The organism is Streptomyces sp. NPDC059851 (assembly GCF_042732005.1).
Taxonomy (GTDB): Bacteria; Actinomycetota; Actinomycetes; order Streptomycetales; family Streptomycetaceae; genus Streptomyces.
The window spans coordinates 1-25,646 of the sequence record NZ_JBHWJJ010000020.1; the positions used below are offsets into that span (position 1 = coordinate 1).

The window sequence follows — 25,646 nt, forward strand, 5'->3', positions numbered from 1 at the left end:
GCCGCCGTCTGTACGGCCGCGGCCCGCTCGGGCTCGGGCACCGCCGCCGTCTGTACGGCCGCGGCCCGCTCGGGCTCGGGCACCGCCGCCGTCTGCGCGGCCGCGGGCGCGGTGTGTACGAGGCGGGCGGTCCAACGGCGGGAGAAGGAGGCGGCCCACAGCAAGAGGACCACGGCGACGATCTTCACCAAGAGGGTCCTCCCGTAGGACGTGGTGGACAGTGCCTCCCAGGAGCCGACCTGCCGCCACGACTGGTACACCCCCGTGCCGACCAGAACGGCGACGGCGGCGAAGGCCAGCGTCGAGAAGCGCCCGATCGCGGCCGCCGGGACGGCGCGGCCGCCGGACCCCCGGCACCGCAGGACGACCAGCAGCGTGACCAGGCCGCCCAGCCAGACGCCCATGGCCAGCAGGTGCAGTACGGCGACGGGAACGGCCAGCGGCACCTGGATGCCGGCGGAGGCGTGCTCGGCGGCGGCCCAAGTGAGCGCCAGCCCCAGAGCAAGCACCGCCCCGGCCGTGTGGGCACCCCGGCCGGGGCGGTGCGGCTGCGCCCCGTGGTCCCCTCCGCTGAGGCGGACGGCCGACCGCCGCAGCAGCACGCCGGCCACGGCAAGCAGGACGAGCCGGGCGACCAGTGCTCCGCCGTGCCTGCCGGTGACGGTCCGGCCCAGCCGGGACGGGTCGAACGCCGACGACAGTTGCCCGGCGGCCTCGTACGGGCCGCGCAGCAGCACCAGCGCCACGGTGGATACCGCCAGCGCCGCCCACCCTGCGGCCAGCAGCCTGCGCACGCCGCGCACCGCACCTGCGGGGTACCAGCACACCAGGACGAACGCGGCAGCGCCGACGAGAAGGGCGAGCCCGCTGTAGGCGACGTAGCGGAACAGGCCGTACAGGCGGCCGGCGGCCGTGCCGTCCAGCGGGTCGGCGGGCGCCGCGGCGGCAGCGGCGGCGGTGCCGGACGGCTTGCCGATGGAGAAGACGAACGCGCCGGAGATCGGGTGACCGTCGGCGGAGGTGACCCGCCAGGCCACCGTGTAGGTGCCCTGGGCCAGCTTGTCGGGCAGCTCCACCCGGCCGGTGTTGTCCTTGCCGTCCGCGTGCTGCGCCGGGCGGGGGTTGACGCGCTCGTTGTCCGGCGAGAGCACTCGCAGCGAGTCCTCGGAGAGGCCGACCGACTCGTTGAAGGTGAGCGTGACGTGCTTCGGTGCCGTCTGCAGGACGGCGCCGTCGGCGGGGTCGCTGCCGCTGAGGCCGGAGTGCGCGAAGGCCCGGCCCGTCCCGCCGACGATCAGCGCGAACGTGGCGGCGAGCAGCGCCAGGACGGCCACTGGCCTCCTGGCGGGAGGCGATCCGGTGTGCATGATCAGGCAGTCTCGGCGGTGCCGGCGGCCCGTGGGGCCGGTTGAGCAACTTCCGCTAAAAACGTGACGGCAGGGTCGTGTCGGGCCCGCCCGCCGAGGTCTTCCGTATGACGTCCATCGCCCCGCCGATCGTGGAGCTCGGCCGCGCCGCCGACTGGAGCCCGCTGCCCCTGTCGATCCGCGATGCCCGCCGCGCCGCCGCCCCGCTGCGGGCCCGGGGCGGGCCCGGCTGTCCGGCACCGCCCCGGGCCCGGCCCTGCCGGCCCCCCGCCGCGGACGGTCCACCCTGCTCACCGCCCGCGGCGTGACCGTCTGCTCCTCCACCTGGTGCGGCTTGGCTGCCGGTCGTGACGCCGGTGTGAGGCGGTGTGTCGCCTGCGGGCCGCGGCCTCGCGCCGGTTCGTGGTGGTGGCTGGCGCATCCTTGGCGAGGACCGGCGCGTTGACTGGGCAGGTCCTGACCGCGAGTGAAGCGAGGCATGGGTGAGCAGCCCTTTTGTCTTTTCCGAAGGTTCTTTTGAGGCGTTCCGTCACCTGGTCGAGCGGCGGGACGTCAACACCGTGATCCTCCACCGCCAGGGCGCGGCAGGTGGTCTGGCAGTGGAGGTGGAGGCCAACCTGACCCATGAGGAACTCCTTGAGGCCCTTCCTGCCGATGAGCCCCGGCTGGTTGTCCATGAGCTGGCCTTCGCCACCCCGGACGGCACCCGCCGCAACGAGCAGCTGCTGATCTTCTGGGACCCCGTCGGCGCTGCTGGCCAGGAGCAGGCGTACGAGGCCGCCTTCACCGCTGTGCAGAACCTCCTTGAGACCTCCCTGGTCCAGCTCAGGGCCCGACAGGCCGGCGAGCTGGAGTACCGAAAGCTTGTCGCGCTGGCGCGTACGGCGGCCGAACATCGGCCAGGTGGGTGACGCCCATCCGGAGGTTTCACAAACGTCGGGCTCCGCGTCGCCCCGATGGGCGGCAAACATGCGGTTGACCGTGTGGCTGGGCCCGCTGACGGCCCGCTTGCCGTGGGTGCTGAGCAGTGCCGGCAGCAGCGCGGAGGGCGGACCGGAGAACGCCCAGCCGTGCAGTTATATCTCGCCCTGTCCGAAAAACACCCCGTTGCCATCTCCGTAATCAGGGGCGGCACGAAGCGCGCGCATCACCATGGCATCCGGGGCGCCCACGCCAGCCGGGTGGGCACACCTGCAAAGCCCTGAAGGCATGAACCATCAACTACACCCGGCAGTGCCGGGCCGACTGACGACTTACGGAGGACCCATGTCCCGTTTCCAAGCACGCTGCCGAACCACCCGCATGGCCTGGACCCTTTTGTGTGCGTCGGTCCTTTGCCAGCTAGTGGTAATGAGTGCATCCAGCGCTCATGCCACAGAGCACTTGTCGAAACCAAAGGTCAACTGGGATGCCATCGCCGAGTGCGAGTCCGGTGGCAACTGGCGTGCCAACACCGGCAACGGCCATTACGGAGGTCTGCAGTTCACTCAATCGAGTTGGAAGGCTGCAGGCGGGACCCGGTACGCCCCTCGCGCCGACCTCGCCACCAAGTCGGAGCAGATCGCTACCGCCCAGAAGCTGGCCGCCATGCAGGGCATGGGTGCCTGGAGCTGCGCCCGTCGGTGATCCGGTAGCGGCGTGCAAACGTGGTTGCCGTCATGTGCCGCCCCCGCAGGCTCAGCGAAGCAATTTCGGGAAGGATGCGCTCACCGCCGAGCGGAAACCCGTGCGGGAGCGGCGTGGCTCGGGCTTCACTGTTGCCGGGCGGGCAGCAGCCGCGCCGCCGGCGTCCGGCGCTTCGCACTGCGACGACAAGACCTTCGACGCGGGCTGAGGCTGTTCATCTGTCACCGGCTGACCCCCGACCGCTGCCCCACCCCGCACACCCACACTTGACTTCCAGGAGGCCGGTGTCGTCCCGGGCCGCGCGGCGGGTGATGTCCGTGCCCGGAAGGTGCGGGGCCCGGGAGCCCGAGACGAAGAGGTGGGCCGGTTCCGCAGCGGCGTCGCGCAGGGCGCGGGCCGTTTCGAAGGCGGCCGTTGCGCCGAGGCTGTGGCCGAACAGCACGATCGGGCCGTCGAGGGTGGTGCGGATGGCGTCGGCTGCTTCCCGGGCCAGCTGGAGCAGGTCGGCGGGGTGGGGTTCGGTGACGCGGTCCGCACGTCCGGGGTAGCGGACGGCATGGACCTCGAAGGCCGGCAGTGCCTTGCCCCAGTGGTGGAAGAAGGACGCCGACCCGCCCGCGTGCGGGAAGCAGACGAGGCGCATTCGGGCGGTCGGGCGGGGGTGGGGCAGGTGAGCCAGGGTGTCATGTCACGCCGCCGCGCGGTTGCGGGTGAGGAGGTGCGGGAGGGTGACGAGGTGGAGTGGGTGGGTGCTGGACGCTGCCGCCACGCACGTGGGGAGGGTCGTCCACCAGTCGAGGATGTGCCATTTGGCGTCGTAGCGGCCGCCGTCGGGGATGTCTGAGACGTCGATGCGGTGCATGCCGGCCAGGTCCGTCACTCCGCACTTGATGAGGGATTCCTTGCGGACCCAGGTGCGGAGGAAGACGGCCTGGGCGGCCGGGCCCGCCTCGGCCAGGCGGCGCTGCTCCGCCGGGGCGAGGACGTGGGCCATGGCCTCGGGCGGCAGCGGGGTGGCGTCGAGGCGTTCGATGTCCACGCCCACGGGGTGGCGGCCGGCCGCCGCGGCGACCACCCCCGGGGCGTGGCTCAGGCTCACCGTGAGGTCCGGCCGGCCCTGGAACGCCGGTCTGCCGTGCGGTCCGCCGCAGTCCGCGCAGTGCTGGACGAGGTGCAGGTCCCGTGCGTCGGCCGCGGCGACCCGGGCGGCGACGAGACGGGCCAGCAGGTGGGCGGCGACGAAGTCCTCGCGGTCGGACCGCCGCCGGAAGGCGGCGGCCCGGGCGTGCTCCTGCGGGGTGAGGGCCTCTTCGCCGAGCGGCGAGTGGCGCAGTACGTCGGCGGTGGTGGCGCTGATCGCCAGCTGCGGCCCGGCCATCACCGCGTGTTCAGGGCGGTGCGCAGCAGGTCGTACGTGGCGTCCAGGTCGAGGGAGAGGCCGAGCTCCCAGACGGGCAGTCCGCCGAGCACGGTGCGCAGGTCGGTCTCGACCTCCGTGAGGAGGGCGGGGTCGGACTTGGCGGTGGAGAAGTCGCCGCGGGAGCGTTCGACGGCTTCGTCGAGGTCCAGGTCCCGCAGGGACGGCTCGCCCTGGGTGAGGAAGACGACCGCGTCGGGGCGGGCGGCCGGGTCCAGTTCGAGACCGGGGGCCCCGGTGAGGCCGAGGCGGTACTTGCGTCCGCCGTCGATTCCGGCGCGCGGGACGGCGTCCAGTTCGGGGCAGCGGGCGATGAGGTCCGGGGACAGGTAGGTGACCCGGGGGTGTCCCCAGATGAGGGGTTCGGCCTCGTCGAGGTGGCGGACCATGATGTCCTCGCCGTACAGGACGGCTCCGCGGTGGGCGGCCCAGTAGGTGAAGGTGGACTTGCCGACGCCGGTGGGGGCGGAGATGAGCGCGGTGCGGCCGTCGATCCCGATGGCGCCGGTGTGCAGGGGGTAGTGCCGTTCGGAGCGGCAGACGAGGTAAAGGAAGAGGCGTTCGAGGATCCAGCGTCCCCAGACCACCGGGTCGTCGAGGTCGGTGCGGGCGAGGGTGACGGTGGCCTTCCAGGCCGTGGGGTCGATGACGGCTCGGGAGCCGCCGGTGTCGATGACGATCGGGTCGGCGGTGAGGACTTCCGCGTTGTGCGGGGGTTCGGTGCTGGGGCGGGCGGGCGGCTCGTCGGAGACGGTGATCTCCAGGTCGAGCCGGGTGCCGCTGTCGGCGAAGGCGGTTGCGGGCGGGCCGAAGAACTCGTCGACGAGGGGCAGCGCGTCGGGGTCGGTCAGGAGGTCGACGCGGATTCCGTAGCACTCGCGCTGGGAGCGGTTCTGGTCTCGCATGGGGGCGTGGTTCCTCTCGTTGGATGACTGCTGGACGGGGGCCGGGTCACACGCCGTGCCAGGCGGGTTCGTAGCCGCCCGGGCCGTCGCCCCGGTCCGGGCCGGCCTCGCGGTGGCAGGGGAGTTCGTGGGGTTCGATCCGGGCGATGGACGGCTCGAGAAGGTCGTCGGCGGCGGATCCGGCGGCGGTGCCGGTGGTGGCGTGGGCTCGTACGGGCACGGGGCACTCCCGGGTCGGATCGGGGCGGGCAGGTCGGACGGTCGGGGCGGTCGTACGGCCGGGGCGGGTCGTACGGCCGGGGCGGTCGGACGGCCGGGGCGGTCGGACGGCCGGGGCGGGTCGCGGTCAGGCCGTGGGCGCGGCGGAGAAGCGGCTGCCGAAGAACAGCAGCGAGGGCTCCCCGGGGAGCGAGTCGAAGGCGTGGACCGCCCCGATGACCACCGTGTGGTCCCCCGCCGGGTACGTGTCGCGGACGGTGCAGTCGAAGTACGCCGCCGCGCCGTCGAGGACGGGGCAGCCGGTGTACGGAGCCGGCCGCCAGCTGCGTCCGGCGAAGGACTCACGGCCGGTGGGCCGGGAACGGTCGGCGAACCAGCGGGCCGTGTCCTGTTGATCCGCACCGAGCACGGAGACCGCGAAGCGGCCGGCCTGGAGGATCGAACGGGCGGTGCGCGAGGTGTTGCCGAGGGCGGTGAGGATCAGGAGCGGGTCCAGGGACGCGGTGGCGAACGCGTTCACCGTCATGCCGTGCGGCTCGCCGTCGACGACGGTGGTGAGCACGGTGACGCCGGTGGGGAAGCGTGCCGCGGTGCGGCTGAACGCGCGGCGCCGGGACTCGGCGGCGGTGCCGGTGCCCACGGTGGCCCCGGCGGTGCCGGTGCTCACGCCGTCACCGCGGCGGCGGCCGGTGCCGGGGCGGCGCACGCGATCCGGAGCCGGTCGAGGTGTTCGAGGCCGGCGAGCACCTGCTCGTCCGGGACGCCGAAGTCGATCAGGCAGGCGATCTCGTCCACTCCTGCCGCCCGGATGCGCTCCACCTGCGCCCGCGCCTTGTCGACCTGCCCGAGGAGGCCGCCCTCGTCGTAGTAGCGCTCGAAGGACCGCTCGACGAGGAAGTCGATGTCCTTCTCCTTGAGCTTCGCCGGGTCGATCCGCCGCCGGCCGCCGGCCCCGGAGCCGAGGATGAGCCCCAGCGAGCTGCGCAGGTAGGCGCAGAGCGGCTCGCGGACGGCGCTGCGGGCGGCTGCGTCGTCCTCGTCCAGGTAGGTGTGGACCATCAGCGCCACGTGGCCGGTGCCGTCGGCGCCGGGCCGGGCCGCGTACTCCTCCCGGTAGGCGGCGATCTTCTCGGTGAGTTCGTCGAGGTCCTGGCCGAGGAGGTGGGTGAGGACGCCCGCGCCGGTCCGACCGGCGTCGCGGAACGTCTCGACGCCGCCCGCGCTGGTGATCCAGAACGGCAGCTCCGGCTGCACGGGGCGCGGGTAGGACCGGACCGAGGCGGGCCGGCCGGCGCCGTCCTGGACGGTCATCTCCTCGCCGCGCCACAGGGCGCGTACCTGTTCGACGGTCTCTATGAGGACGGAGCGCCGGTCCTCGTAGTTCTCCGGCCGCAGGGCGAAGTCGACGGCGTGCCAGCCGGAGGCGAAGGAGAGTCCGACGCGGCCGCCGGAGAGGTTGTCGACGACGGCCCACTCCTCGGCGATGCGCAGCGGGTGGTGCAGCGGGGCGACGACGCTTCCGGCGCGGATCCCGACGCGTTCGGTGACGGCGGCCACGGCGGCGCCGGCCACGGAGGGGTTGGGGTAGAGGCCACCGAAGGGGTGGAAGTGGCGTTCCGGGGTCCACACGGCGGTGAATCCCCGCTCGTCGGCGAAGCGGGCGCCGCTCAGCAGCAGCCGGTAGGGGTCGGTGCCGGGTGCGGCGCTGTCGTTGGCGAAGTAGAACAGGCTGAAGTCCACGTGGGTCTCCGGTGTCGGGACGGCGGCTGGCAGGAGCCGGGGCGGGTCAGGCTGCGGCGTTCTCGGCGGCCGGTTCGCGGGTGCGTTCGGCCCAGCGGACCGCTCGGGGCATGGCGAGTGCGGCGGCGAGCAGCAGCAGGCCGAAGAGGAGCCAGCCCGGCCATCCGAAGCTGATGACGAGGGCGGTGGTGACGGCCGGGGTGACGGCGGTGCCCAGCTGGGTGGTCAGTCCGAACATGCCCTGGTACTGGCCTTGGGCGTGGGCGGGGGCGAGCTCGTACGAGACCGCCCAGGAGCCGGCGGAGTAGAGGAGCTCGCCGACCACGTGGACGAGCGTCCCGGCGATCAGGCAGGCCGCTGCGAGCCAGGCGGAACGGCCGGCGGCGAGGGCGAACACGGCGCAGCTGAGCGCGGTGAGGACGCCGGAGCGGCTCAGGGCGCGGGCTCCGCCCTGGACGGTCTCGGCGCCCTTGCTGGCGCGGACCTGGAAGAGGATCACGATGACCGTGTTGAGGAGCAGGAGGCCGGCGTAGAGGGAGACCGGGGCGTCGGTGCGTTCGGCGATCCAGATCGGGAGGGCGACGGTGAGCAGGCCGCCGTTCATCACGAGGGCGATGTTGAGTACGGAGATCAGGACGAAGGGCCGGTCGCTCAGGACCGTGCGGCGGGTCTCCTTCGCCGGGCGCGGTACCGGCGGGACCGGCGGCAGGGCGAGGTAGACGAGTCCGCCGGTGACGTACAGCAGGCCGCTCAGCACGAGCAGGGGCACGTACACGGATTGGCTGTTGTAGCCGAGTGCGACGCCGCCGAGGACGGTGCCGATCGATATGCCGACGTTGGTGACGGAGCGCAGGTAGGCGCGGGCGCGGACCCGTTCGTCGGAGGGGACGGCGCCGGCCACCAGGGCGCCCCGGGAGGAGTTGCCGGCCGATTCGGCCATGGTGACCAGTGAGACCGCGACGAGGAAGCCGGTGAAGCCTTCCACGAGGGCGTAGCCGCACACGGCGACGCCTTGGAGGGCGACGAAGGTGATGGCCATGGTGCGGGGGCCGATGACGTCGGCGATGTGGCCGGCGGGGATGCTGACCAGCATGCCCAGGACGGCGGCGACGGTGAGGCCGAGGCCGACCTGGCGGGCGGGCAGGTCCACGGCGTGGATGAAGTAGAGCACGCTGACCGAGATCAGGAAGCCGTTGCCGCAGGTCCGCACGAGGTTGCTGAGGGCGAGGAGCCGGATCACACCCCGAGGGGGGATCAGATCACGGAGTAGGGACATGGTTGCCTTCCGGTCAGTTACCCGCGGCGAGGGCGGACGCGGCGTGGGGTGCGGGTGCGGGGTTGGGTGTCGGGGCGTCGAGGCTGCGGCGCAGCTCGGGGCGGTCGGTCTTGCCGTTCGGGTTGAGCGGCATCCGCACCAGGTGGAGGAAGCGCCGGGGCACCATGTGGGAGGGAATGCGCTCGCGGAGCCAGCGGCGCAGGGCCGGGGTGGTCTGGGCGCGGCCGGTGTAGAAGGCGACCAGCTCCACGTCGGCGCCGGTGCGCACGGCGAGGACGACGGCCTCGTCGATTTCGTCGTGGCGGCGGAAGGCCGCCTCGATCTCGCCGAGTTCGATGCGGTAGCCGCGTACCTTCACCTGGTTGTCGAGGCGGCCGAGGTGGACCAGGTGGCCGCCCTCGTGCCGGACCCGGTCGCCGGTGCGGTAGTAGTGCGCGGGGGTCAGCGGGGCGGAGCCGTCGTGGACGGTGGTGCCGGAGGCGTCGCCGGCGAGGAAGCGGCCGCGGTCGTCGCCGGGGTCGAGGTAGCCGTCGAAGCGCTGGGGGCCGCGTACGCACAGTTCGCCCTCGGCGGCCGCGCGGCCGTCCTCGCCGACGACGAGGGTGTCGAGGAAGGGGTAGACGGGGCCGATGGGGACGGTGTCGTTGGAGGTCCGGGGCCAGTCGATCGGGTCGGCGGGCAGGCGGTACTCGGTGCAGGCGACGGTCAGCTCGGTCGGCCCGTAGACGTTGTCGATCGCGGATCCGGGGGCGGCCTCCCGCCAGGCCAGGGCCTGGGTGTAGGTGAGGGGTTCGCCGATGAACACGCTGTGGCGCAGGGTGTCGACGAGGCCGGCCGGGAGGTTGCCCAGCGCCTTGCTGACGGATACGACGGAGGGCACCGAGAACCAGTGGGTGAGGCGCTGCTTCCTGATGTACTCGATCGGGTGGAGCAGTTCGCTGCGCTGCGGTACGACGAGGGTCGCACCGCTGCCCCAGGTGGCGAACAGGTCGAACACCGACGGGTCGAAGGTCAGGTCGAAGGTGTGCGAGGTGCGGCAGCCGGGGCCCAGTCCGTAGCGGGCGATGTTGTGGGCGATGTACGGGGAGAGGTTGCGGTGCCGGATCGGCACCCCCTTGGGGCGGCCGGTGGAGCCCGAGGTGAACAGTACGTACGCGGTGTCGTCCGCCGTGGCCGTGTACGCGGGCAGGCGGACGTCCGCCGGTTCGGGCAGTCGGGTGTCGGGCAGGACGAGCACGGTGGCCGGCCACTCGCGGCCGTCTGCGTCGGGCGGCGCGGCCTGGCCGTCGGACAGGAGCAGGTCGATGCGTGCCAGTTCGCAGACGGACTGGTTGCGTGCGGCGGGGTATTCCGGGTTGAGCGGTGTGACCACTGCCCCGAGCCGGAGGGCGGCCAGATAGCCGGTGAAGGCCGTCAGGCTGCGGGAGGCGAGCAGACCGATCCGGCGCGGCACGCCGCCGTGCTCGGCGACGAGCCGGTGGGCCAGCGACTCGGCCCGCCGGTGCAGTTCCTGGTAGTCGATGACGCGGTCGCGCTGCTCGCTGTCGCGGAGCTCCAGGGCGGGAGCGTGCGGGTGCGCTTCGACGGTGCGGGCGAACCACTCGTACAGGGTGCGGTCGGTCATGGGCGGCCTTGGTCCTTCGTCCTCGGTTCGGGGCAGTGCGGGGTCAGACGGTGCCGGGCGCGATACGGGGCGCGACCAGGCGCATCGTGGTCGGCGGCTCCTGCGCGGAGGGCAGCAGGTGCAGGACGGTGGCCGCGGCGGCGTCGGCGGGTCCGGCGTCGAGGTGCGCGGCGCAGTCCGCGCAGTCCAGTGCGCCGAAGCCGGCGAACCGGTAGGCGACCTCCATGATCCGGTTGCGGTCGGTGGCCCTGAAGTCCGCGGCGAGGTGGACCCCCGCCTGCGCCGCCTGGTCGATGAGCCAGCGCAGGATGACGGCGCCGGCGCCGAAGGAGACCACCCGGCAGGAGGTGGCGAGCAGCTTGAGCCGCCACACGCCGGGGAGCTTCTCCAGGAGCAGCACGCCGACGGCGCCGTGCGGGCCGAAGCGGTCGGTGAGGGAGACGACCAGGACCTCGTGGCTCTCGTCGGCGAGCAGGGCGCGCAGCGCGGCGTCCGAGTAGTGCACGCCGGTGGCGTTCATCTGGCTGGTGCGCAGGGTGAGTTCCTCGACGCGGGAGATCGAGTCCTCGCCCGCCCGTTCGATCTCCATGACGAGGTCGAGGGTGCGCAGGAAGTCCTCGTCGGCTCCCCGGTACTCGCCGCGTTCCCGCTCCCGCCGGAAGCCGGCCTGGTACATCTCGCGGCGGCGGCGGGCGTCGGAGGTCACCCGCGGGGGCGTGAACTCGGGCAGTCCGGCCAGGTCCCCGGCCTGCTCGGCCGGGTAGCAGCGTACGTCGGGCAGGTGGAAGGCGACCTCGGCGAGTTCGCTCGGCGTGTCGTCGATGAAGGCGATGGTGCGCTCGGCGAAGTTGAGGCCCTCGGCGATCCGGCGGACGGACTCCGACTTCGGGCCCCAGCCGATCTGCGGCAGGACGAAGTACTCGGCGAGCCCGAGCCGCTCCAGGACCGGCCAGGCGTGGTCGTGGTCGTTCTTGCTGGCGATCGACTGCAGGATGCCGCGGGAGTCCAGCTCCTCGATCGTCTTGCGGACGGCGTCGGAGACGGCGGGGTCGCCGTCCTCCAGCAGGATGCCCTGCCACAGCGTCCGGTCGAGGTCCCAGACCAGGCACTTGACCGTGACGGCCGCCTCCTCGGTCGCCTCCTCGGTCGCTTCCGCAGTCACTTCTCCGGTCAGTTCTCGGGTCACTTCTGGGGTCACACCTCCCACAGGGTCACCGCCCATGCGGCGACGGGGCTGTTGTTGAGTACGAGGACGAGATCGCCCGGCGACAGCTCGCCCGAGCGCAGCAGGCTGTCCAGGTTGAACACGACGTCCATCGCGCCCTGGTGGCCGTACGCCCTCAGGTGTTCGCGGCAGACGTCGTGGATCGGCAGGCCGAGCAGCGACTGGTAGAAGTCGAAGGCGCCCGCGGTGACGTTCTGCATCAGGGTGGCGGCGACGCGGTCCTTGCCGACGCCCGCCTCGGCGAGGACCTCGTCGACCATCCGGCCGAGCCGCTGGCGGCTGTGCAGGGCCAGCTCGAAGCTGTACCGGTCGGGTGACGCGCACTCCTCGCGCCACTCGTACCAGGGGGTCTGGCGGTAGTCGACGCTGAAGAGGCCGTGGAAGGCGCCGTCGGTCTCCATCCGGTGCGCGCGCAGCACCGGCCGCCCGCCGCGGACCATGGTCATCGCGTACGCGCCGTCGCCGATCACGGTGACGGGCGGACGGACCCGGTCCGGGCCCGTGGGGGTGCTGGCGTGGGTGATGAGCACGGACCGCCGGGACGGGTCGGCGACGAGGAGGTCCCGTGCCAGGGCCCAGGCGGCGCTGGAGCCGGTGCAGCCGAGGCCGTCCACGGTGAAGGAGAACGCGCGGTCCAGCTTGGTCTCGTGCTGGACCCGGCAGACGTCCGATCCGAGGAGGACGTCGGGGGCCCGGGGGCCGACCATCAGCAGGACGTCCGGGTCGCCGGGGTGGGCGGAGAGGAGTTCGCGGACGGCCCGGGCTGCGAGTTCGGCGTTGCCGCTGCCGTCCTCCACGCCGACCGTGGCGATTCCCGTGCTGGTGGTGAACTCCTTCTGCCCGTGGTCGAGCTGCCCGTACTCGGGCAGTTCGGCGAGGGGGGTGAGGGTGTCGGGGAGCAGGCAGTGGATGGCGCCGATGCCGATGGGCTCGGGGCCGGCGGACGACGCGCTCATGCCCACACCGCCAGTGCGTGGTCGGCCAGCAGCAGCCGGCTGATCTCGTTGCTGCCCTCGATGATCTCCATCACCTTGGCGTCGCGGAAGGCCCGGGCCACGACGTGCCCGTCCTGGGCGCCGGCCGAGGCCAGCACCTGCACCGCCGCAGCGGAGGTACGGGCGGCCTCGACGGCCGCGACGTGCTTGGCGAGCACCGCGGCCGACACGAGGTCCGGCGACCCGCTGTCCCAACTCGCGCTTGCCGCAGCACAGTTGTGGGTGGCGGCGCGTTCCGCGATCAGCATCTCGGCCAGGTGTGCGGCCACCAACTGGTGGCCGGCGAGGCGGCGGCCGCCCTGCTCGCGCGAGGCGGCGTGCCGGGCGGCCGCCGCGAGGCAGGCCCGGATGATGCCGGTGCTGCCCCAGGCGACCGATACCCGGCCGTACACGAGGGCCGCGGAGACCAGCAGGGCCGCGGACTGGCCCGCCGCGCCGAGCAGCGCCGTCCGGGGCAGGCGGACGTCCGTCAGTGTGACCGTCGAGTGCCCGGCAGCCCGGCACCCCAGCGGGTCCGCCACCTTCTCCACGCGGACGCCGGGGGCGTCGGCCGGGACGACCACGGCCGCGGCGCCGTCCCCGTACCGGCCGAAGACGAGCAGCATGCTCGCGTAGCCGGAGCCGGTGACCCACACCTTGGTGCCGTCCAGGACGATCTCGTCGCCGTCGGCCCGCACCGTGGTGGCCATCGCGGACAGGTCGCTGCCCGCGCCGGGCTCGCTGAACGCGACACCGGCCGTCTCGCCGGAGGTGAGGCGGGGCAGGTACGCCGCGCGCTGTGCCGGGCTGCCGAGGCGCTGGATCGTCCAGGCCGCCATGCCCTGCGAGGTCATGAGGGAGCGGGTGGAGCTGCACAGGGCGCCGACGTGCGCGGTCAGCTCGCCGTTCGCCGCGCTGCTCAGGCCCAGGCCGCCGTACTCGGCGGGCACCTGGGCGCACAGCACGCCCGCCGCCCCGAGCTCCTTGACGACCTCGCCGGGGATGCGGCCGGCCACGTCCCAGGCCCCGGCCCGGTCGCCGATCAGGCGGGTGGCCAGCTCGGCCGGGGTCTCGCCCGTCCGGTCGGGCTCACTCACCGCCGTCACCTCCGGCCGCGGCCAGGCGGGTGACCAGGCCGGTCATGGTGTGCACCGTGCGGAAGTTCGCCAGTGACAGTTCGTCGCCGGTGACCGCGACCCCGTAGGCCTGCTCGATGTGGACGACCAGTTCGAGGGCGAAGAGGGAGGAGACGCCGCCGCCGGCGAAGAGGTCCTCGTCCACCTCCCAGGTCCGCTTGGTCCACTGGGCGAGGAAGGCCAGCAGGCCGGCCTCGACGGCGGCGGGGGTCAGGTCGCGGGTGGTGATGGCGGTGTCGCTCACAGAACGCCTCCGTACTCGAAGAATCCGCGGCCGGTCTTCCGGCCGAGGTCGCCGGCTGCCACCTTCTGCAGGAGCAGCTCGCAGGGCAGGTATCCGGCGTCGCCGGTGCGGTCGTACAGCACGCGCAGGCTGTCGACCACGTTGTCCAGGCCGATGAGGTCCGCGGTGGCCAGCGGGCCGGTGGTGTGGCCGAGGCAGCCGCGGAAGAGGGCGTCGACGGACTCGGCGTCCGCGATGCCGTCCTGCACCAATTGGGCGGCTCCGTTGAGGGACCGCTGCAGGACCCGGTTGATGACGAAGCCGGGGCCGTCGCCCACGACGATCGCGTTCATGCCGAGCAGCGCCAGCAGGTCGGTGACCCGCCGCAGCGCGTCCTCGGAGGTGCGCGGCCCGCGGATGACCTCGATGGCCGGGATCAGGTAGGGCGGGTTCATGAAGTGCGCGCCGACCATGTCCTCGGGGCGGGCGGCGGACGCGGCCAGCTCGTCGATGGGGATGCCCGAGGTGTTGGAGACGAGCGGGGTGCCCGGGGCGATCACCGCGGACGCCGCCGCGATCACCTTCGCCTTCGTTTCGGGGATCTCGGTCACCGCCTCGATGACGACCTGCGCCCCGTGGACGTCGTCGACCAGGCTCGTGGTGGTGAGGGCGCCGCTCGCGCCGTCACGCGGCAGCTTGCCCATGAGCTGCGCCATCCGCCGGCCGCGCGCGACGGCGGCGGGCGCCTTCTCCAGCCGGCTCTCGTCCACGTCGACGAGGACGACGGGCAGGCCGTGACCCGTGATCAGGGTGGCGATGCCGATGCCCATGGTGCCCGCGCCGAGCACGGCGATCGGCTGTCCCGCCGGGTCGGGGAGCGCCTCGGGCGCTGTGGTGGACTGGCTCACCGGTGGTTCTCCTCGGTGGTGTCGGTGGGGGCGGGCGCCTGCAGCAGGTCGCCGAGCAGCGCCGCGAACTTGGGCTCCTGGCCCGCGAGGTAGGACAGGCTCCGGCGGACGAGGTCGCCGGTGGGGGCGGGGTCGATGCCCCGGCTCTCCAGCCAGGGCCGCCAGTTGAGGGCGATCAGGTCGCGCTCGCCGAGTGCGTGGCCCTCCAGTTCGTACAGGGCGACGCTGGAGAGGATCTCGTCGTCGTCGCGCAGGGCGCGCTCGGCGACGGTCCGCTGCCAGTCGCCGGCCTCCACGGCGCGGGTGCCCCAGCCGGCGTGGCCGAGGAGCTCGAACAGGCCGCGGGTGGAGACCGCCACCTCGTCGACGAGGTGGTACGCGTTGCCCGCCGAGGACGGCGTCACCGAAAGCTCGGCGACGGCCCGGGAGACGGTGTCCACGGGCGCCATCGGCAGGGCCCGGTCGTCGGTGGGGTGGCTGCCCACCGCGAGGCCGCTGGCGAGGATGTGCCAGATCAGGTCCTTGGTGTTGCAGGCGCCGGTGGCGGTGGAACCGAGGATGAAGCCCGGGCGGAAGATGCGGACCCGCAGTCCGGTCTCCTGCTCGGCGCGCTCCAGGAGCCGCTCGGCGACCCACTTGCTGACGCCGTAGCCGCCCTGCTGCGGATCGAGGGGCTGCTCGCGGGTCTCCAGGACGCCGCCTTCGAGGGCCGTGCCGGTGGCCGCGACCGTGGAGATGAAGCTGAAGTCCCTGATGCCGTGCCGGTTCATCCAGCGCACCAGCTCGACGACGGGCATGACGTTGTCGGTGCGCAGCACCCGGTACGGCTCGGTGAAGACCACCTTGGCCGCGCAGTGCACCACCCGGCCGACGGCCGTGGACAGCTCGCCGTCCCCGTACGACTCGCAGAGCGAGCCGATGTCGGTGAGGTCGCCCAGGACGATGCGCACCCGCTGCGGGTCCGGGTCGGGCAGGGCGTACTCGGCGGACTTCGCCCGCAGCCGGTCCCAGGCCTGCTCCTCGTCCCCGGCGCGTACGACGCAGTAGACACGGCCGGTGGTGGCGGTGAGGAGCTGGTGGAGCAGGAAGACGCCGAGGAATCCGGTCGCGCCGGTGAGCAGGGTGTCCTGGCCGGCGGTCTCGGTGGCGGGGGCGTCGCCGAGGGGGAGTTCCAGGTCGGCGTCGACGAGTTCGCCGTCGCCGTCGGCGATCGGGTCGAACTCGGCGGAGCCGCGCTCGGCGCCGTTCTTGAAGCCGGTGACGATCTCGGCGAGGCGGCGCACGGTGGCCCGGCTGCCGCCGGCCCGGTGCATGTTGACGAGGATGCCGTGCCGCTGCTGGACCTCCAGCGCCATGCGCACGGACAGCAGGGAGGTTCCGCCCAGGGCGCCGAACTCGTCGTCGACGCCGATGGTGCCGATGCCGAACAGCTCCCGCCACAGCATCACCAGGTCCGCCTCGACCGGGTCCTCGGGCAGCGGCCCCTGCGTTCCGTCGGCGGCGGCCTGCGGTGCGGCGGCGGTCGCGCAGGCGGGGGCGGCGGCGGTCGGCGCGCCCAGCGGGGCGATCCGGTCCAGGGCCCAGTAGCGGCGGCGGCGGAACGGGTAGGTGGGCAGGGCGAGGCGGCGGCCGCGACCGCCGGCCAGGCCGGCCCAGTTCACGTCGACACCGCCGAGCCATGCCTCGGCCAGCGCCCGCTCGGCCCGCTCGGCGACCGTCCCGTCGGCGTCGTCGAGGGACACCACCGCACGGTCGGCGCCGGCGTCGCCGGTGCCCAGCTGGAGGGCGTAGCGCCCGGCGGGGACGGGGCCGAGGGGGCCGCGTACGGTCTGCACCCGCGGCCCGAGGGCGGCGGTGAGCAGGTCGAGCAGCGGCTGCGGAGTGTGGCCGTCCTCGGGCAGGACCAGGACGGGGCGGCGCGGGGCGGCCTTGGCGGTGCGGACGGCGGGCGGGCGGGGCAGGCGCAGCGCGGCCGCCAGCTGCCCGGGGGCCGCGCTGACGAGCCGGCGCTCCTCGAAGGAGCGGCGGCCCACGCGCAGGGTGTGGGCGACGTCCGCGGGGTCGAGGCCGCCCGCGTCGAGTGCGTCGGCGAGCTGCCGGGACAGCGCGTCGAGTTCGCTGCGGGTCTGCGCGGAGAGGGTGAGCAGCATCTTCTCGCCCTGGGGCGCGGACGGGCGCTGGGGTGCGGGCGGCGCGGCCAGCACGACGGCGGCGTTGGTTCCGCCCAGGCCCATGGAGTTGACCAGGACGTGCCGGTCCTCCTCCACGGCCTTGCCGGGGGCGGAGTCGATGGTGAAGGGGCTGCCGGCGAGGACGCCGGGGTTGCGGGGGCGCTCGAAGAGCGGGTGGGGCGGCAGTTCGCCGGTACGGGCGATGTGGACGCCCTTGATGAAGCCGGCGATGCCGGCGGCCGGCCCGCAGTGCCCGATGTTGACCTTGACGGAGCCCAGGCCGGCCCAGCCGGTCTCCTCCGTCGCTTCGGGGGCGGCGGCCCGGAAGCCGTCGGTGAGGCCGCGCAGCTCGATCTGGTCGCCGAGGGCGGTGCCGGAGCCGTGGGCCTCGACGTAGCGGATCCGGTCGGGGGTGACGCCGGCGGTGCGCAGCGCGGCGGACACGACGTCGGCGAGCCCGGCCGGGCTCGGAGCGGTGAAACCGGAGCGGTCGGAGCCGTCGTTGCCGACGGCGCTGCCGCGGATGACGGCGAGGACGGGGTCCCCGTCGGCGAGGGCGTCGGCCAGACGGCGCAGTACGACCACGCCCACGCCCGAGCTGAACGAGGTGCCGGTGGACCGGGCGTCGAAGGCGCGGCACAGGCCGTCCTGCGACATCAGGCCGCCGGCCTGGTACTGGTAGCCGAACGCGGGCTCGTTGACGGTCGCACCGCCGGCGAGCGCGATGTCGCAGTCGCCGGAGAGCAGGGCCAGCGAGGCGTAGTGGACGGCGGTCAGCGAGGAGGAGCAGGCGGTCTGCACGCCGACGGAGGGGCCGCGCAGGCCCAGCTTGTAGGCGACGCGGGAGGTCAGGAAGTCGCCGAGGCCGCCGAGGTGCAGCTCCATGTCGTCGGAGGCGGCCGCGACGCCGTGCTGCTGGGCGCGGGCGGTCTGCAGGGCGGAGAGGTAGACGCTCTGGGCGGTGCCGCCGAAGACGCCGGTGACCAGGTCGCCGTGGGTGCCCGGGGCGTGCCCGGCGGCTTCCAGCGCCTCCCAGCAGGCCTCGAGGAAGAGGCGCTGCGGCGGGTCGATCGACTCCGCCTCGCTGGGCGAGTAGCCGAAGAACTCGGCGGCGAACTCCTGGGCGCCCGGCAGCGTGGCCGCGACCGGCACGTAGTCAGGGTCGTCCAGGACCTCCTGCGGTACGCCGGCGGCGCGGAGCGCCTCGGGGTCGAGCGGCCGGGTGGAGACCTTGCCCTCGGCGATGTTGCGCCAGAACTCCTCGGGCGTACGGGCGTCGGGGAATCGGCAGCCGACCCCGACGACGGCTATGTCGAAATCGGAACTCACGCGTGGTCCTTTGCACGGGTGGGGGACAGGCGGGCGGAGCGGGCGCGCAGCAGGCTGCGGTCGCGGCTCGCGGAAACGGGAGCGGGTGCGGCCGCGGCCGCGGTGTCGGCCGTGGTGTCGGCCGTGGTGTCGGCGGACAGGAACTCGGCCTGGGCGCGGATCGTGCTGTGGGTGAACAGGTCGGCGGCGTCGATCTCCCGGCCGCTGAGTGCGCGCAGCTCGTCGAGGAGCACGATCAGCAGCATGGAGTCGCCGCCGGCCTCGAAGAAGCTGTCGTCGGGCGACACGTCGGGGTCTTCGAGCAGCGTGCTCCAGATCGCGGTGATCCGGCTCTCCAGCTCCTCGATGCCGGCCAGGGCGGTCTCCTCTGGCAACGTCACTGGTCCTCCTGCTTTCTTTGCGTCCGGTGCGCCCCGTGCGCGGGGTTCGCCCCGAGTGAGGCGAACAGGTCGGCGTCGGGGTCGTTGATCAGTGCGGCGGCCGCCGCAGCCAGCTCGTCGAGCAGCTGTCGGACCGTCGTGTCGTCGAAGACGGCGTCGGAGTAGGCGAGTCGGAAGCCCACGCGGTCCGCTGCGGCGGTGGCGGTCAGTTCGAGTTCGTACTTGACCCGCAGCGGCTCCGGCGGGAGGTAGCTCACCTCGGTGCCCTCGCCCAGGCCGGGGGGCCGGACCGGTTCGTCCTCGACGGTGAGGTAGACGGGGGTGAGCGGCGGCCGGTCCAGCCCCCGGTCGGGGTGGAGCGCGGCGGCGAGGGTGTCGAAGGGGACGTCGGCGTGCCGGTAGGCGAGGACGGCGGCGCGGCGGACCCGGTCGAGCGCCTCGCGCCAGGTGGGACTGCCCGTCAGGTCGGCCCGCAGGACGAGGGTGTTGACGAACATGCCGACCGCGTCCGCGTCGCGGGCGTCCTCGCGTCCCGCCCAGGGGAACGCGATCAGCAGGTCCCGGTCGCCGCCGCGGTGGGCGAGGACGGCGGCGAGGAGGGTGGCCGCGGTCATGAACGTGCTGCACCCGAGCTCCGTGGTGAGCGTACGGAGCCTCGCCGCGTCGGCCCGGTCCAGGTCGAGGGCGCGGACCCGGCCCCCGGTCGACTGGACCCGCGGGCGTACCCGGTCGTGCGGGAGGGCGACGTCGGTGGGGGCGCCCCGCAGGGCCGCCACGTAGGCGGCGGCCCGCTCCTCGTCCCCGGCGGCGGAGGCGGCAGCGGCACCGGCTGCGGCCGCGGCCGCGGTCAGGGCGGGGTGCACGGCGGGTGCGAGCGAGGGCTCGCGGCCCTCCTGGCCAGCCCGGTAGGTATCGCCGATCTGGTCCAGGAGGATCTGCACTGAGCGCCCGTCGGACACCGCGTGGTGGGTGGTCAGCAGGAGCAGGGTCCGGTCCTTGCGGAGCACGATCTCCGCCCGTGCGGGGGCGTCGGCGGCGAGGTCGAACGGCGCCCAGGACTGCTCGCCGAGGTAGGCGTCGAGCTTGTCGGCGTCCCAGGCGCTCGCGTCCACCGTCACCACCGCCGGAGCGGGGCCGTCCGTACGGTAGAAGAGGGTGCGGGCGCGGGCGTCCAGTTGGAAGCGGGAGCGCAGGCCGGGGTGCCTGCCCAGGACGGATGCCACGGCCTCGCCCAGCGCGGCGGCGTCGACCGGACCGCGCACCTCCAGGAGGCACGGGATGGTGTAAGCGGTGCGCAGTGCGGCGACGCGGTCGATGAACCACAGGCGCTGCTGGGCGGGGGTGGCTCGGTGGCGTGCGGCGTCCGGCTCCGCGGTCTCCGCGCCGATGTCCCGTCGGGGACCGGCCGGCGGCCCGGCCGGCGGTTCGGTGCGGGGCGCGGCGGCGTCCTGGAGCATCCGGCCGAGCCCGGCCACGGTCGGGTCTGCGAGGAACTCGCGCAGGGCCAGCGGGCGCCCGCAGCTCCGCTCGGCCGCCGCGAGCATCCGTACGGCGAGCAGCGAGTGCCCGCCCAGGGTGAAGAAGTCCGCGTCCGGGCCGAGGCCTGCGGGGGCGGGCGCGGGGGCGGCCGGGTCGGTGTGGGCCTCGGCGAGGGCCTGGGCGATGAGGCGGGCGGCCTCGCGCTGCGGGCCGGTGAGCGCGGCCGGGCCGGCCGAGCCGTGCGGCAGCGGCCTGTCCTGCATGCGCGACAGGGCGGCGAAGTCCAGCTTGTCGTTGGCGGTGAGCGGCAGCCGGTCGACGGCGTAGACCTGCGAGGGCAGTACCGCCGAGGCCACCCAGCTCAGCAGCGGCCGCAGGAGGGAGTCGCGGTCGGGTAGGGCGCCGTCGTGGGCCGCGTCCCGGTCCGGGACCACGTAGGCGACGAGCCGGGGCGGGGTTCCGACCGCGGTCACCGCCGCGGCCGCGACCGCCGGGTGCTCCTCGATCAGCTTGCGGATCTCCTGCGGCTCGATCCGGTTGCCGAGGATCTTGACCTGGTCGTCGACGCGGCCGAGGCAGTCCAGCCGGCCGTCCGCCCGCAGGACGCCCCGGTCGCCGGTCCGGTACATGCGGGCGCCGGGCTCGTCCGCGTACGGGTCGGGGAGGAAGGCCTCCCGGGTCCGGTCGGGCTGACCGAGGTAGCCGAGGGCGACGGCCTCGCCCGCGAGGTAGATCTCGCCCGGGACGCCCGGCGGGATCTCCTCCTGGTGGGGCCCGAGCACGTACACGCGGGTGTTGGCGACGGGCCGGCCGATGGTCGGCTCCTCGTCGTGGTCCGGCCGGAAGGCGGCGAAGGTCGCGATGCAGGAGTTCTCGGTGGGGCCGTAGAGGTTGCGGATGGGCACCCGCCAGCGCTCCCAGGCCTCGGTGGCGAGCTGCCGGGTCAGGACCTCCCCGGCGGTGGTGAGGCTGCGCAGCGCGCTGCCGCCCGGGGCGGTCTCGTCGGGTGCCACGTCGAGGACCCCGCGGAGCAGGCTCGGCGTCATGGAGGCGACCGTGGCTCCGCCGGGTCCCGCGAGCAGGCGGCACAGGGCGCGCGGGTCGCGGCGCTCGGTGTCGTCGGCGTAGAGCAGCCGGGCGCCGCCCAGCAGGGTGCGGAAGGTGTCGAAGGTGGCCCCGTCGAAGGCCGAGCCCCAGGTGCACAGCACCGTGTCGGCGGGGGTCAGCTCGGTGTCGGAGGCCCACCACAGGGTGTTGTTGAGCAGGCCGCGGTGCGGGATCACCACGCCCTTGGGGCGGCCGGTCGTCCCGGAGGTGTAGATCACCACGGCCGGGTCCTCGGGCCGCAGCGGGGCGATTTCGCGGTCGTCGCCGGTCTCCGTGCCCGCGCCGGGGTCGGCCAGGTCGAGCAGGGCGGTCTCGGGGGCGCCTGCCTGCAGCAGGGCGCGGCCGGCCTCGTCGACCAGGGCCGCCGGGGCTCCGACCTCGGCGACGACGTGCGCCAGCCGCTGTCGGGGCGTGTCCAGCGACAGGGGGACGTAGGCGGCTCCCGAGCGCAGCACGCCGAGCCAGCCGGCGGTCATGAGGCCGCCGCGGTGGGCGAGTACGGGTACGTGGTCGCCAGCCCCGATGCCCCGGGCGCGCAGGGCGCGGGTCACCCGCCAGGCGGCTTCGTCCAGCTCCCGCCAGGTCATGTGCGAGCCGGCGCAGCCGGCGGCCACGGCGTCGGGGTCGGACGCGGCGATGACGCGGTCCAGTACGTGGGCCACGGTGTGCGCGGCGATCTCCTGTGAAAGCGTCATGCCCGGTGGCCTCCCTGTCCGGCGGCGGCGAGGAGGGCCAGCCGCTCGGACACGAGGTCGCGGCGCTCTCCGTGGACGATTCCCGGGTGTGCGGCGCCCGGCGCGCGCCGGGTGAGGGGCAGCCGGCGCAGCGCGCGGTCGGGGTCTGCGAGGGCTGCGGCGAGCAAAGCCCGGAACTGGTCGGCCACCGCCTCGGCGAGGTCGGGGCCGTACAGGTCGAGGTCGTACTCGACGGTGCCGCGGACGCCGTCCGGTCCCTCCTCCAGCAGGAGGAGCAGGCCGAACTTGGCGCTGCCGGTGGGCAGCAGTTCAGGGGTGTCCCAGGGCACGCCCTCGTCGGCGGGCGGGGCGGGCATGTTCTGCAGGCCGAACCCGACCTCCACCAGCGGGCCGAGGCCCGCCTCGGCCCGTCCGGGCGCGGCGGCCGCGCTGAGGCGGTCGTACGGCAGGCGGCTGAGGGTCAGGGCGCGGTAGGCCTCGGCACGGACCTGAAGGCAGAGGTCCGCGAAGCTCTGGTCGGGCTCGGGGTGGCAGATCAGCGGGACGGTGTTGACGAAGAAGCCGACCAGCTGTTCGAGGTCCGGCAGCTGCCGGTCCGCAGCGACGGTGCCGATGATGAAGCGCTCGCGCCCCGACCACCGCTGCACGACGGTCTGGAAGGCGGCGAGCAGGACCGTGTAGGGGGTGGCGCGCAGCCGCCCGGCCAGCTCGCCGACGCCGGTCCACAGCTGCGGGTCGAGCCGGAAGGTGTGCTGGGCGCCGCGTCGCGCGCCCTCGGGCACGGCGGGCCCGGTCTTGCGTTCGCCGAGGGCCAGGTGGCCGGGGCAGGACTCCAGTTGGCGGGCCCGCTCCGCGAGCTTGCGCTGCATCTCGGGGGCGGCGCAGGCCTCCTTCTCCCAGGCCGCGTAGTCGGCGTACTGGAGGGGCAGGCCGGGCAGGTCCGGGGTGGAGCCGGCGGCGGCCGAACGGTAGGCCGCGGCCAGGTCGGTGAAGAGGGGCAGCAGGGACCAGCCGTCCACGGCGATGTGGTGGATGGTGAGGAGGACGAGGTCCCCGTCGGGCGCGCCGCGCCAGACGGTGCAGCGCAGTGGGGGCCGGGCGGCCAGGTCGAAGGGGCGGCGGGCCTCGCGGTCGACGGCCCCGGGCTCCGGGCCGCCGTCCGGGCAGTCGACGGTGTCGACGGGGACGGGGCGCACGTCGCGGACGATCTGTACGGGGCGCCCGTCGCGCAGCCCGTAGACGGTGCGCAGGACGTCGTGCCGGGCGGTGACGGCGGTGAGCGCCGTACCGAGGGCGGCCGCGTCCACCGGCCCCCGCCCGCGCAGGAGCAGCGGGACGTTGTACGCGGCCGAGCCGGGGGCCGCCGCGTCGATGAACCACAGCCGCTCCTGCGCGGTGGAGAGCGGGGCGGCGCGGTCCGCGCCCGGGGTCTGCCGGGAATCGGGGCGGGGATCGTGTTGGGGATCCTGTCGGGTGTCCATCAGCGTCCCTTCGCGGCGGGGTCGGGCTGCCGGTCGGCCAGCTGGGCGCCGAGGTCGGCGAGTGTCGCGGCCAGCAGCACGTCGGCCGGCTCCACGTCGAGGCCGAGTTCCTTGGACAGACGTGAGGCGGCCTGGATGGCGAGGATGGAGTTGCCGCCCAGGGCCAGGAAGTCGTCGCCGGGGAGCGGGGTGGCGTCGGGGAGGAGGTCGGCGAGGACGGAGAGCACCACGGCGGTCACCGGGTCGCTCCCGCCCTGCGCCGCCGTCTCCGGCGGGGGCGGGGGCGCGTCGGCCAGTGAGGCGAGGAGGACGGCACGGTCGGCCTTCCCGGTGGGTCCGAGGGGGACGGAGTCCAGCACCCGCCAGGCGGTCGGCACCATGTAGGAGGGGAGCTCCTCGCCCAGCTGGCGGGCCAGTTCGGTGGTCGTGCGCGAGGCGTCGCCGGACTCCGTCTGCCGGGGCAGGACGAACGCGGTCAGGCGCTCCGCGCCCGCCCCGCCGGTCTTCTCCACGAAGGCGGCGTCGACGAGTCCGGTGCGTACGGCGGCCCGCTCGATCTCCTCCAGCTCGATCCGGAACCCGCGCAGCTTCACCTGCCGGTCGGCCCGGCCGAGGAGTTCGACGGTGCCCGCCTCGTCCTGGCGTGCGAGGTCGCCGGTCCGGTAGTGGAGGGCGCCGGGAGGGTCGCCGGGCAGGCCGAGCGCGACGAACCTCTGGTCGGTCAGGTCGGGGCGGCCCAGGTAGCCGGTGGCGACGCGGGCGCCGCCGATGTGGAGCTCGCCGGTCCCGCCGGGGGCGACGGGGCTTCCGTCCTCGTCCAGGATCCGCAGGTCGGTCTGGTGCAGGGGCTGCCCGATCGGGATCCGGTCCCGGCCGGCCAGGGACTCCTGCGTGCAGAGGAACCAGGCGGCGAAGGTGGTGGTCTCGGTGGGGCCGTACGCGTTGACCAGGCGGGTGGGCGGCCGGTCGGCGAGGACCCGGCGGGTCGCCGCGAGGTCCATCTGCTCGCCGCCGACCAGGACGTCGCGCACGCCGTGCAGGGCGCCGGGTTCCTCGCGCGCCACCATGTGGAAGAGCGAGGTGGTGAGGAACATCGTCGTGATGCCCTCGTCGCGCACCAGCCGAGCCCAGGCGGGCACGGTCATGTCGGTCACCGCGGGCAGGACGACGACGGTGGCGCCGGCGGCCAGGGCGCTCCAGACCTCGAAGGTGAGGGCGTCGAAGGCCGGATTGGCGAGCTGGGCGACCCGGTCCCCGGGGCCGATGGGGCAGTACCGGGGCTCGGTGGCGAGGCTGACGACCGCGCGCTGCGGAATGACGACGCCCTTGGGCACACCGGTGGACCCGGACGTGTAGGCGACGTACACGGGGTCCTCCGGACCGCTCTGCCCGCCGCCGGGCAGGAGATCGCCGTGGGAGGGGTCGTCGTACGGGGCGTTCTCGGCCTCGCCACTGGTGGGGGCCGGCGCCAGCCGGAGCCCCCCGGCGGGGATCCGCAGGCCGTCGGCCGGTTCCGCGTCCCGCGCCACCACGACCCGTACTCCCGCGGTGTCGAGCACCGTGTGGATCCGGGCGTCCGGCGCCTTGCCGTCGAGCGGCAGGTACGCGGCGCCGGCCCGGACGATGCCGAGCAGGGCGACCAGCAGGTCCGCGCCCCGGTCCAGGTCGACCCCGACCAGATCGCCCCGGCCGACGCCTGCGGCGGTGAGCCGGCGGGCGAGCCGGCCCGCCGCGGTCCACAGCCCGGCGTAGGTCACCTCGCGGGCCGTCGCGGCCTCCCGGACGGCGGTCGCCGCCGGCCTGGCCTCGACCTGGCGGAGGACCAGAGCCTGCACGGACTCCGGAGACTGCCCCGATCCGGCCATGCGCGCAGTGTCTGCCATGCGGCGAACTCCCCCTGTGTGTGAAGGCCACTCGGCCGTTCGAGGTGAACAAGCGGTGACATCCAGCCGACCTGACGCTGAACGCTAGGTCCGTGTTGCCAAATCTGTCAACGGTGATTAGGTCGTTGACAAATTTAGTCATCGTCCCTAGGTTTACGTCTCGCCGAACGGCAAAAGAGCCAGGTCGGGCCGGGGGGCCCACACAGACCAGGACACACAAGGGGGCGGACCACATGACCGGAACCACGCGCACCTTCCTCACCACCGGAGTACTCGGGGCACTTCTGCTCGTCGCAGCGGTGGCCGAGGGCAGCGTCGGGCACTCACAGGACGCTGTCCGGAATGCCGTCATCGCGGGTGACCGGCTCGCCGGCGGAAAGGGAACCCCGGCGTCCGCCCTCCCGACGATCGACTGGCCGTAGTCCAGGCGGACCTGCCGACCAGGAGGGCCCGGTGGCGCACGAGCGCCACCGGGCCCATT

The 25,646-nt window shown here is 74.0% G+C and carries 22 protein-coding genes and 1 pseudogene; 4 read left to right on the forward strand and 19 right to left on the reverse strand.

What is annotated here, in order from left to right; genetic code table 11:
• A partial coding sequence (locus tag ACFV7Q_RS09575; RefSeq protein WP_385425879.1) for a copper resistance CopC/CopD family protein occupies positions 1 to 1,334 on the reverse strand: 1,334 nt, incomplete at its 3' end.
• Between the two features lie 140 nt (positions 1,335 to 1,474).
• Between ACFV7Q_RS09575 and ACFV7Q_RS09580 the strand changes: the two genes are divergently transcribed.
• From ACFV7Q_RS09580 to ACFV7Q_RS09590, 3 genes and pseudogenes are all read left to right on the forward strand, one after another.
• Positions 1,475 to 1,675 carry a hypothetical protein gene (locus tag ACFV7Q_RS09580; RefSeq protein WP_385425882.1) on the forward strand — a complete coding sequence of 67 codons (201 nt, stop codon included), beginning with the start codon at positions 1,475 to 1,477 and terminating at the stop codon, positions 1,673 to 1,675.
• A 174-nt stretch (positions 1,676 to 1,849) separates the two neighbouring features.
• Positions 1,850 to 2,278: a hypothetical protein gene (locus ACFV7Q_RS09585; protein WP_385425885.1), complete on the forward strand. Its 429-nt coding sequence runs from the start codon at positions 1,850 to 1,852 to the stop codon at positions 2,276 to 2,278.
• A 490-nt stretch (positions 2,279 to 2,768) separates the two neighbouring features.
• Positions 2,769 to 2,993: pseudogene (locus tag ACFV7Q_RS09590) on the forward strand (transglycosylase family protein); the annotation flags it as partial.
• Between the two features lie 214 nt (positions 2,994 to 3,207).
• Here ACFV7Q_RS09590 and ACFV7Q_RS09595 read toward each other — a convergent pair.
• The 18 genes from ACFV7Q_RS09595 to ACFV7Q_RS09680 all read right to left on the reverse strand — a co-directional run bounded on the left by ACFV7Q_RS09595 (position 3,208) and on the right by ACFV7Q_RS09680 (position 25,165).
• Positions 3,208 to 3,636, reverse strand: coding sequence for a thioesterase II family protein (locus ACFV7Q_RS09595; RefSeq protein ID WP_385425888.1), 429 nt, complete (start codon positions 3,634 to 3,636; stop codon positions 3,208 to 3,210).
• Positions 3,637 to 3,681: 45 nt separating this feature from the next.
• Positions 3,682 to 4,371 carry a 4'-phosphopantetheinyl transferase superfamily protein gene (locus ACFV7Q_RS09600; protein ID WP_385425891.1) on the reverse strand — a complete coding sequence of 230 codons (690 nt, stop codon included), beginning with the start codon at positions 4,369 to 4,371 and terminating at the stop codon, positions 3,682 to 3,684.
• The gene (locus tag ACFV7Q_RS09605; protein ID WP_385425894.1) at positions 4,371 to 5,315 is read right to left on the reverse strand and encodes a hypothetical protein; all 945 of its coding nucleotides are present in this window, start codon (positions 5,313 to 5,315) and stop codon (positions 4,371 to 4,373) included. The genes ACFV7Q_RS09600 and ACFV7Q_RS09605 overlap by 1 nt, the downstream gene beginning before the upstream one ends.
• A 46-nt stretch (positions 5,316 to 5,361) precedes the next feature.
• Positions 5,362 to 5,535 (reverse strand): hypothetical protein, encoded by a 174-nt coding sequence (locus tag ACFV7Q_RS09610; protein ID WP_385425897.1) that lies wholly within the window; start codon positions 5,533 to 5,535, stop codon positions 5,362 to 5,364.
• Positions 5,536 to 5,661: 126 nt separating this feature from the next.
• Positions 5,662 to 6,201, reverse strand: coding sequence for a flavin reductase family protein (locus ACFV7Q_RS09615; RefSeq protein WP_385425900.1), 540 nt, complete (start codon positions 6,199 to 6,201; stop codon positions 5,662 to 5,664).
• Positions 6,198 to 7,274 carry an LLM class flavin-dependent oxidoreductase gene (locus ACFV7Q_RS09620; RefSeq protein ID WP_385425903.1) on the reverse strand — a complete coding sequence of 359 codons (1,077 nt, stop codon included), beginning with the start codon at positions 7,272 to 7,274 and terminating at the stop codon, positions 6,198 to 6,200. Before ACFV7Q_RS09620 ends, ACFV7Q_RS09615 begins: the two co-directional genes overlap by 4 nt.
• A 46-nt stretch (positions 7,275 to 7,320) precedes the next feature.
• Positions 7,321 to 8,514, reverse strand: coding sequence for an MFS transporter (locus ACFV7Q_RS09625; protein ID WP_385425906.1), 1,194 nt, complete (start codon positions 8,512 to 8,514; stop codon positions 7,321 to 7,323).
• 49 nt (positions 8,515 to 8,563) lie between these two features.
• The gene (locus ACFV7Q_RS09630) at positions 8,564 to 10,174 is read right to left on the reverse strand and encodes an amino acid adenylation domain-containing protein (RefSeq protein ID WP_385425909.1); all 1,611 of its coding nucleotides are present in this window, start codon (positions 10,172 to 10,174) and stop codon (positions 8,564 to 8,566) included.
• A 43-nt stretch (positions 10,175 to 10,217) separates the two neighbouring features.
• Positions 10,218 to 11,336 carry an HAD-IIIC family phosphatase gene (locus ACFV7Q_RS09635; protein ID WP_385426092.1) on the reverse strand — a complete coding sequence of 373 codons (1,119 nt, stop codon included), beginning with the start codon at positions 11,334 to 11,336 and terminating at the stop codon, positions 10,218 to 10,220.
• 32 nt (positions 11,337 to 11,368) lie between these two features.
• Positions 11,369 to 12,355: a 3-oxoacyl-[acyl-carrier-protein] synthase III C-terminal domain-containing protein gene (locus ACFV7Q_RS09640; protein ID WP_385425912.1), complete on the reverse strand. Its 987-nt coding sequence runs from the start codon at positions 12,353 to 12,355 to the stop codon at positions 11,369 to 11,371.
• Positions 12,352 to 13,470: an acyl-CoA dehydrogenase family protein gene (locus ACFV7Q_RS09645; protein WP_385425915.1), complete on the reverse strand. Its 1,119-nt coding sequence runs from the start codon at positions 13,468 to 13,470 to the stop codon at positions 12,352 to 12,354. Before ACFV7Q_RS09645 ends, ACFV7Q_RS09640 begins: the two co-directional genes overlap by 4 nt.
• Entirely contained in the window at positions 13,463 to 13,753 is a 291-nt protein-coding gene (locus tag ACFV7Q_RS09650; protein ID WP_385425918.1) for an acyl carrier protein, read from the reverse strand. The genes ACFV7Q_RS09645 and ACFV7Q_RS09650 overlap by 8 nt, the downstream gene beginning before the upstream one ends.
• Positions 13,750 to 14,640, reverse strand: a complete 891-nt coding sequence (locus ACFV7Q_RS09655) for a 3-hydroxyacyl-CoA dehydrogenase family protein (protein WP_385425921.1) — start codon at positions 14,638 to 14,640, stop codon at positions 13,750 to 13,752. Before ACFV7Q_RS09655 ends, ACFV7Q_RS09650 begins: the two co-directional genes overlap by 4 nt.
• Positions 14,637 to 18,140 carry a thioester reductase domain-containing protein gene (locus tag ACFV7Q_RS09660; protein ID WP_385425924.1) on the reverse strand — a complete coding sequence of 1,168 codons (3,504 nt, stop codon included), beginning with the start codon at positions 18,138 to 18,140 and terminating at the stop codon, positions 14,637 to 14,639. The genes ACFV7Q_RS09655 and ACFV7Q_RS09660 overlap by 4 nt, the downstream gene beginning before the upstream one ends.
• Positions 18,137 to 18,520: a phosphopantetheine-binding protein gene (locus ACFV7Q_RS09665; protein ID WP_385425927.1), complete on the reverse strand. Its 384-nt coding sequence runs from the start codon at positions 18,518 to 18,520 to the stop codon at positions 18,137 to 18,139. Before ACFV7Q_RS09665 ends, ACFV7Q_RS09660 begins: the two co-directional genes overlap by 4 nt.
• Positions 18,517 to 21,801: an amino acid adenylation domain-containing protein gene (locus ACFV7Q_RS09670; RefSeq protein WP_385425930.1), complete on the reverse strand. Its 3,285-nt coding sequence runs from the start codon at positions 21,799 to 21,801 to the stop codon at positions 18,517 to 18,519. The genes ACFV7Q_RS09665 and ACFV7Q_RS09670 overlap by 4 nt, the downstream gene beginning before the upstream one ends.
• Complete coding sequence (locus tag ACFV7Q_RS09675) at positions 21,798 to 23,282, reverse strand: condensation domain-containing protein (protein WP_385425933.1); 1,485 nt, start codon at positions 23,280 to 23,282, stop codon at positions 21,798 to 21,800. The genes ACFV7Q_RS09670 and ACFV7Q_RS09675 overlap by 4 nt, the downstream gene beginning before the upstream one ends.
• Complete coding sequence (locus tag ACFV7Q_RS09680) at positions 23,282 to 25,165, reverse strand: non-ribosomal peptide synthetase (RefSeq protein WP_385425936.1); 1,884 nt, start codon at positions 25,163 to 25,165, stop codon at positions 23,282 to 23,284. Before ACFV7Q_RS09680 ends, ACFV7Q_RS09675 begins: the two co-directional genes overlap by 1 nt.
• Positions 25,166 to 25,398: 233 nt before the next feature.
• Here ACFV7Q_RS09680 and ACFV7Q_RS09685 point away from each other — a divergent pair, with 233 nt between their 5' ends.
• Entirely contained in the window at positions 25,399 to 25,587 is a 189-nt protein-coding gene (locus tag ACFV7Q_RS09685) for a hypothetical protein (protein ID WP_385425939.1), read from the forward strand.
• The last annotated feature ends 59 nt before the right edge of the window (positions 25,588 to 25,646 follow it).

Coding starts and splice junctions, on each gene's coding strand:
- ACFV7Q_RS09580 (WP_385425882.1), top strand. CDS start 1,475: ATGACGTCCATCGCCCCGCCGATCGTGGAGCTCGGCCGCGCCGCCGAC.
- ACFV7Q_RS09595 (WP_385425888.1), bottom strand. CDS start 3,636: ATGCGCCTCGTCTGCTTCCCGCACGCGGGCGGGTCGGCGTCCTTCTTC.
- ACFV7Q_RS09600 (WP_385425891.1), bottom strand. CDS start 4,371: ATGGCCGGGCCGCAGCTGGCGATCAGCGCCACCACCGCCGACGTACTG.
- ACFV7Q_RS09605 (WP_385425894.1), bottom strand. CDS start 5,315: ATGCGAGACCAGAACCGCTCCCAGCGCGAGTGCTACGGAATCCGCGTC.
- ACFV7Q_RS09630 (WP_385425909.1), bottom strand. CDS start 10,174: ATGACCGACCGCACCCTGTACGAGTGGTTCGCCCGCACCGTCGAAGCG.
- ACFV7Q_RS09640 (WP_385425912.1), bottom strand. CDS start 12,355: ATGAGCGCGTCGTCCGCCGGCCCCGAGCCCATCGGCATCGGCGCCATC.
- ACFV7Q_RS09670 (WP_385425930.1), bottom strand. CDS start 21,801: ATGACGCTTTCACAGGAGATCGCCGCGCACACCGTGGCCCACGTACTG.
- ACFV7Q_RS09675 (WP_385425933.1), bottom strand. CDS start 23,282: ATGGACACCCGACAGGATCCCCAACACGATCCCCGCCCCGATTCCCGG.
- ACFV7Q_RS09680 (WP_385425936.1), bottom strand. CDS start 25,165: ATGGCAGACACTGCGCGCATGGCCGGATCGGGGCAGTCTCCGGAGTCC.
- ACFV7Q_RS09685 (WP_385425939.1), top strand. CDS start 25,399: ATGACCGGAACCACGCGCACCTTCCTCACCACCGGAGTACTCGGGGCA.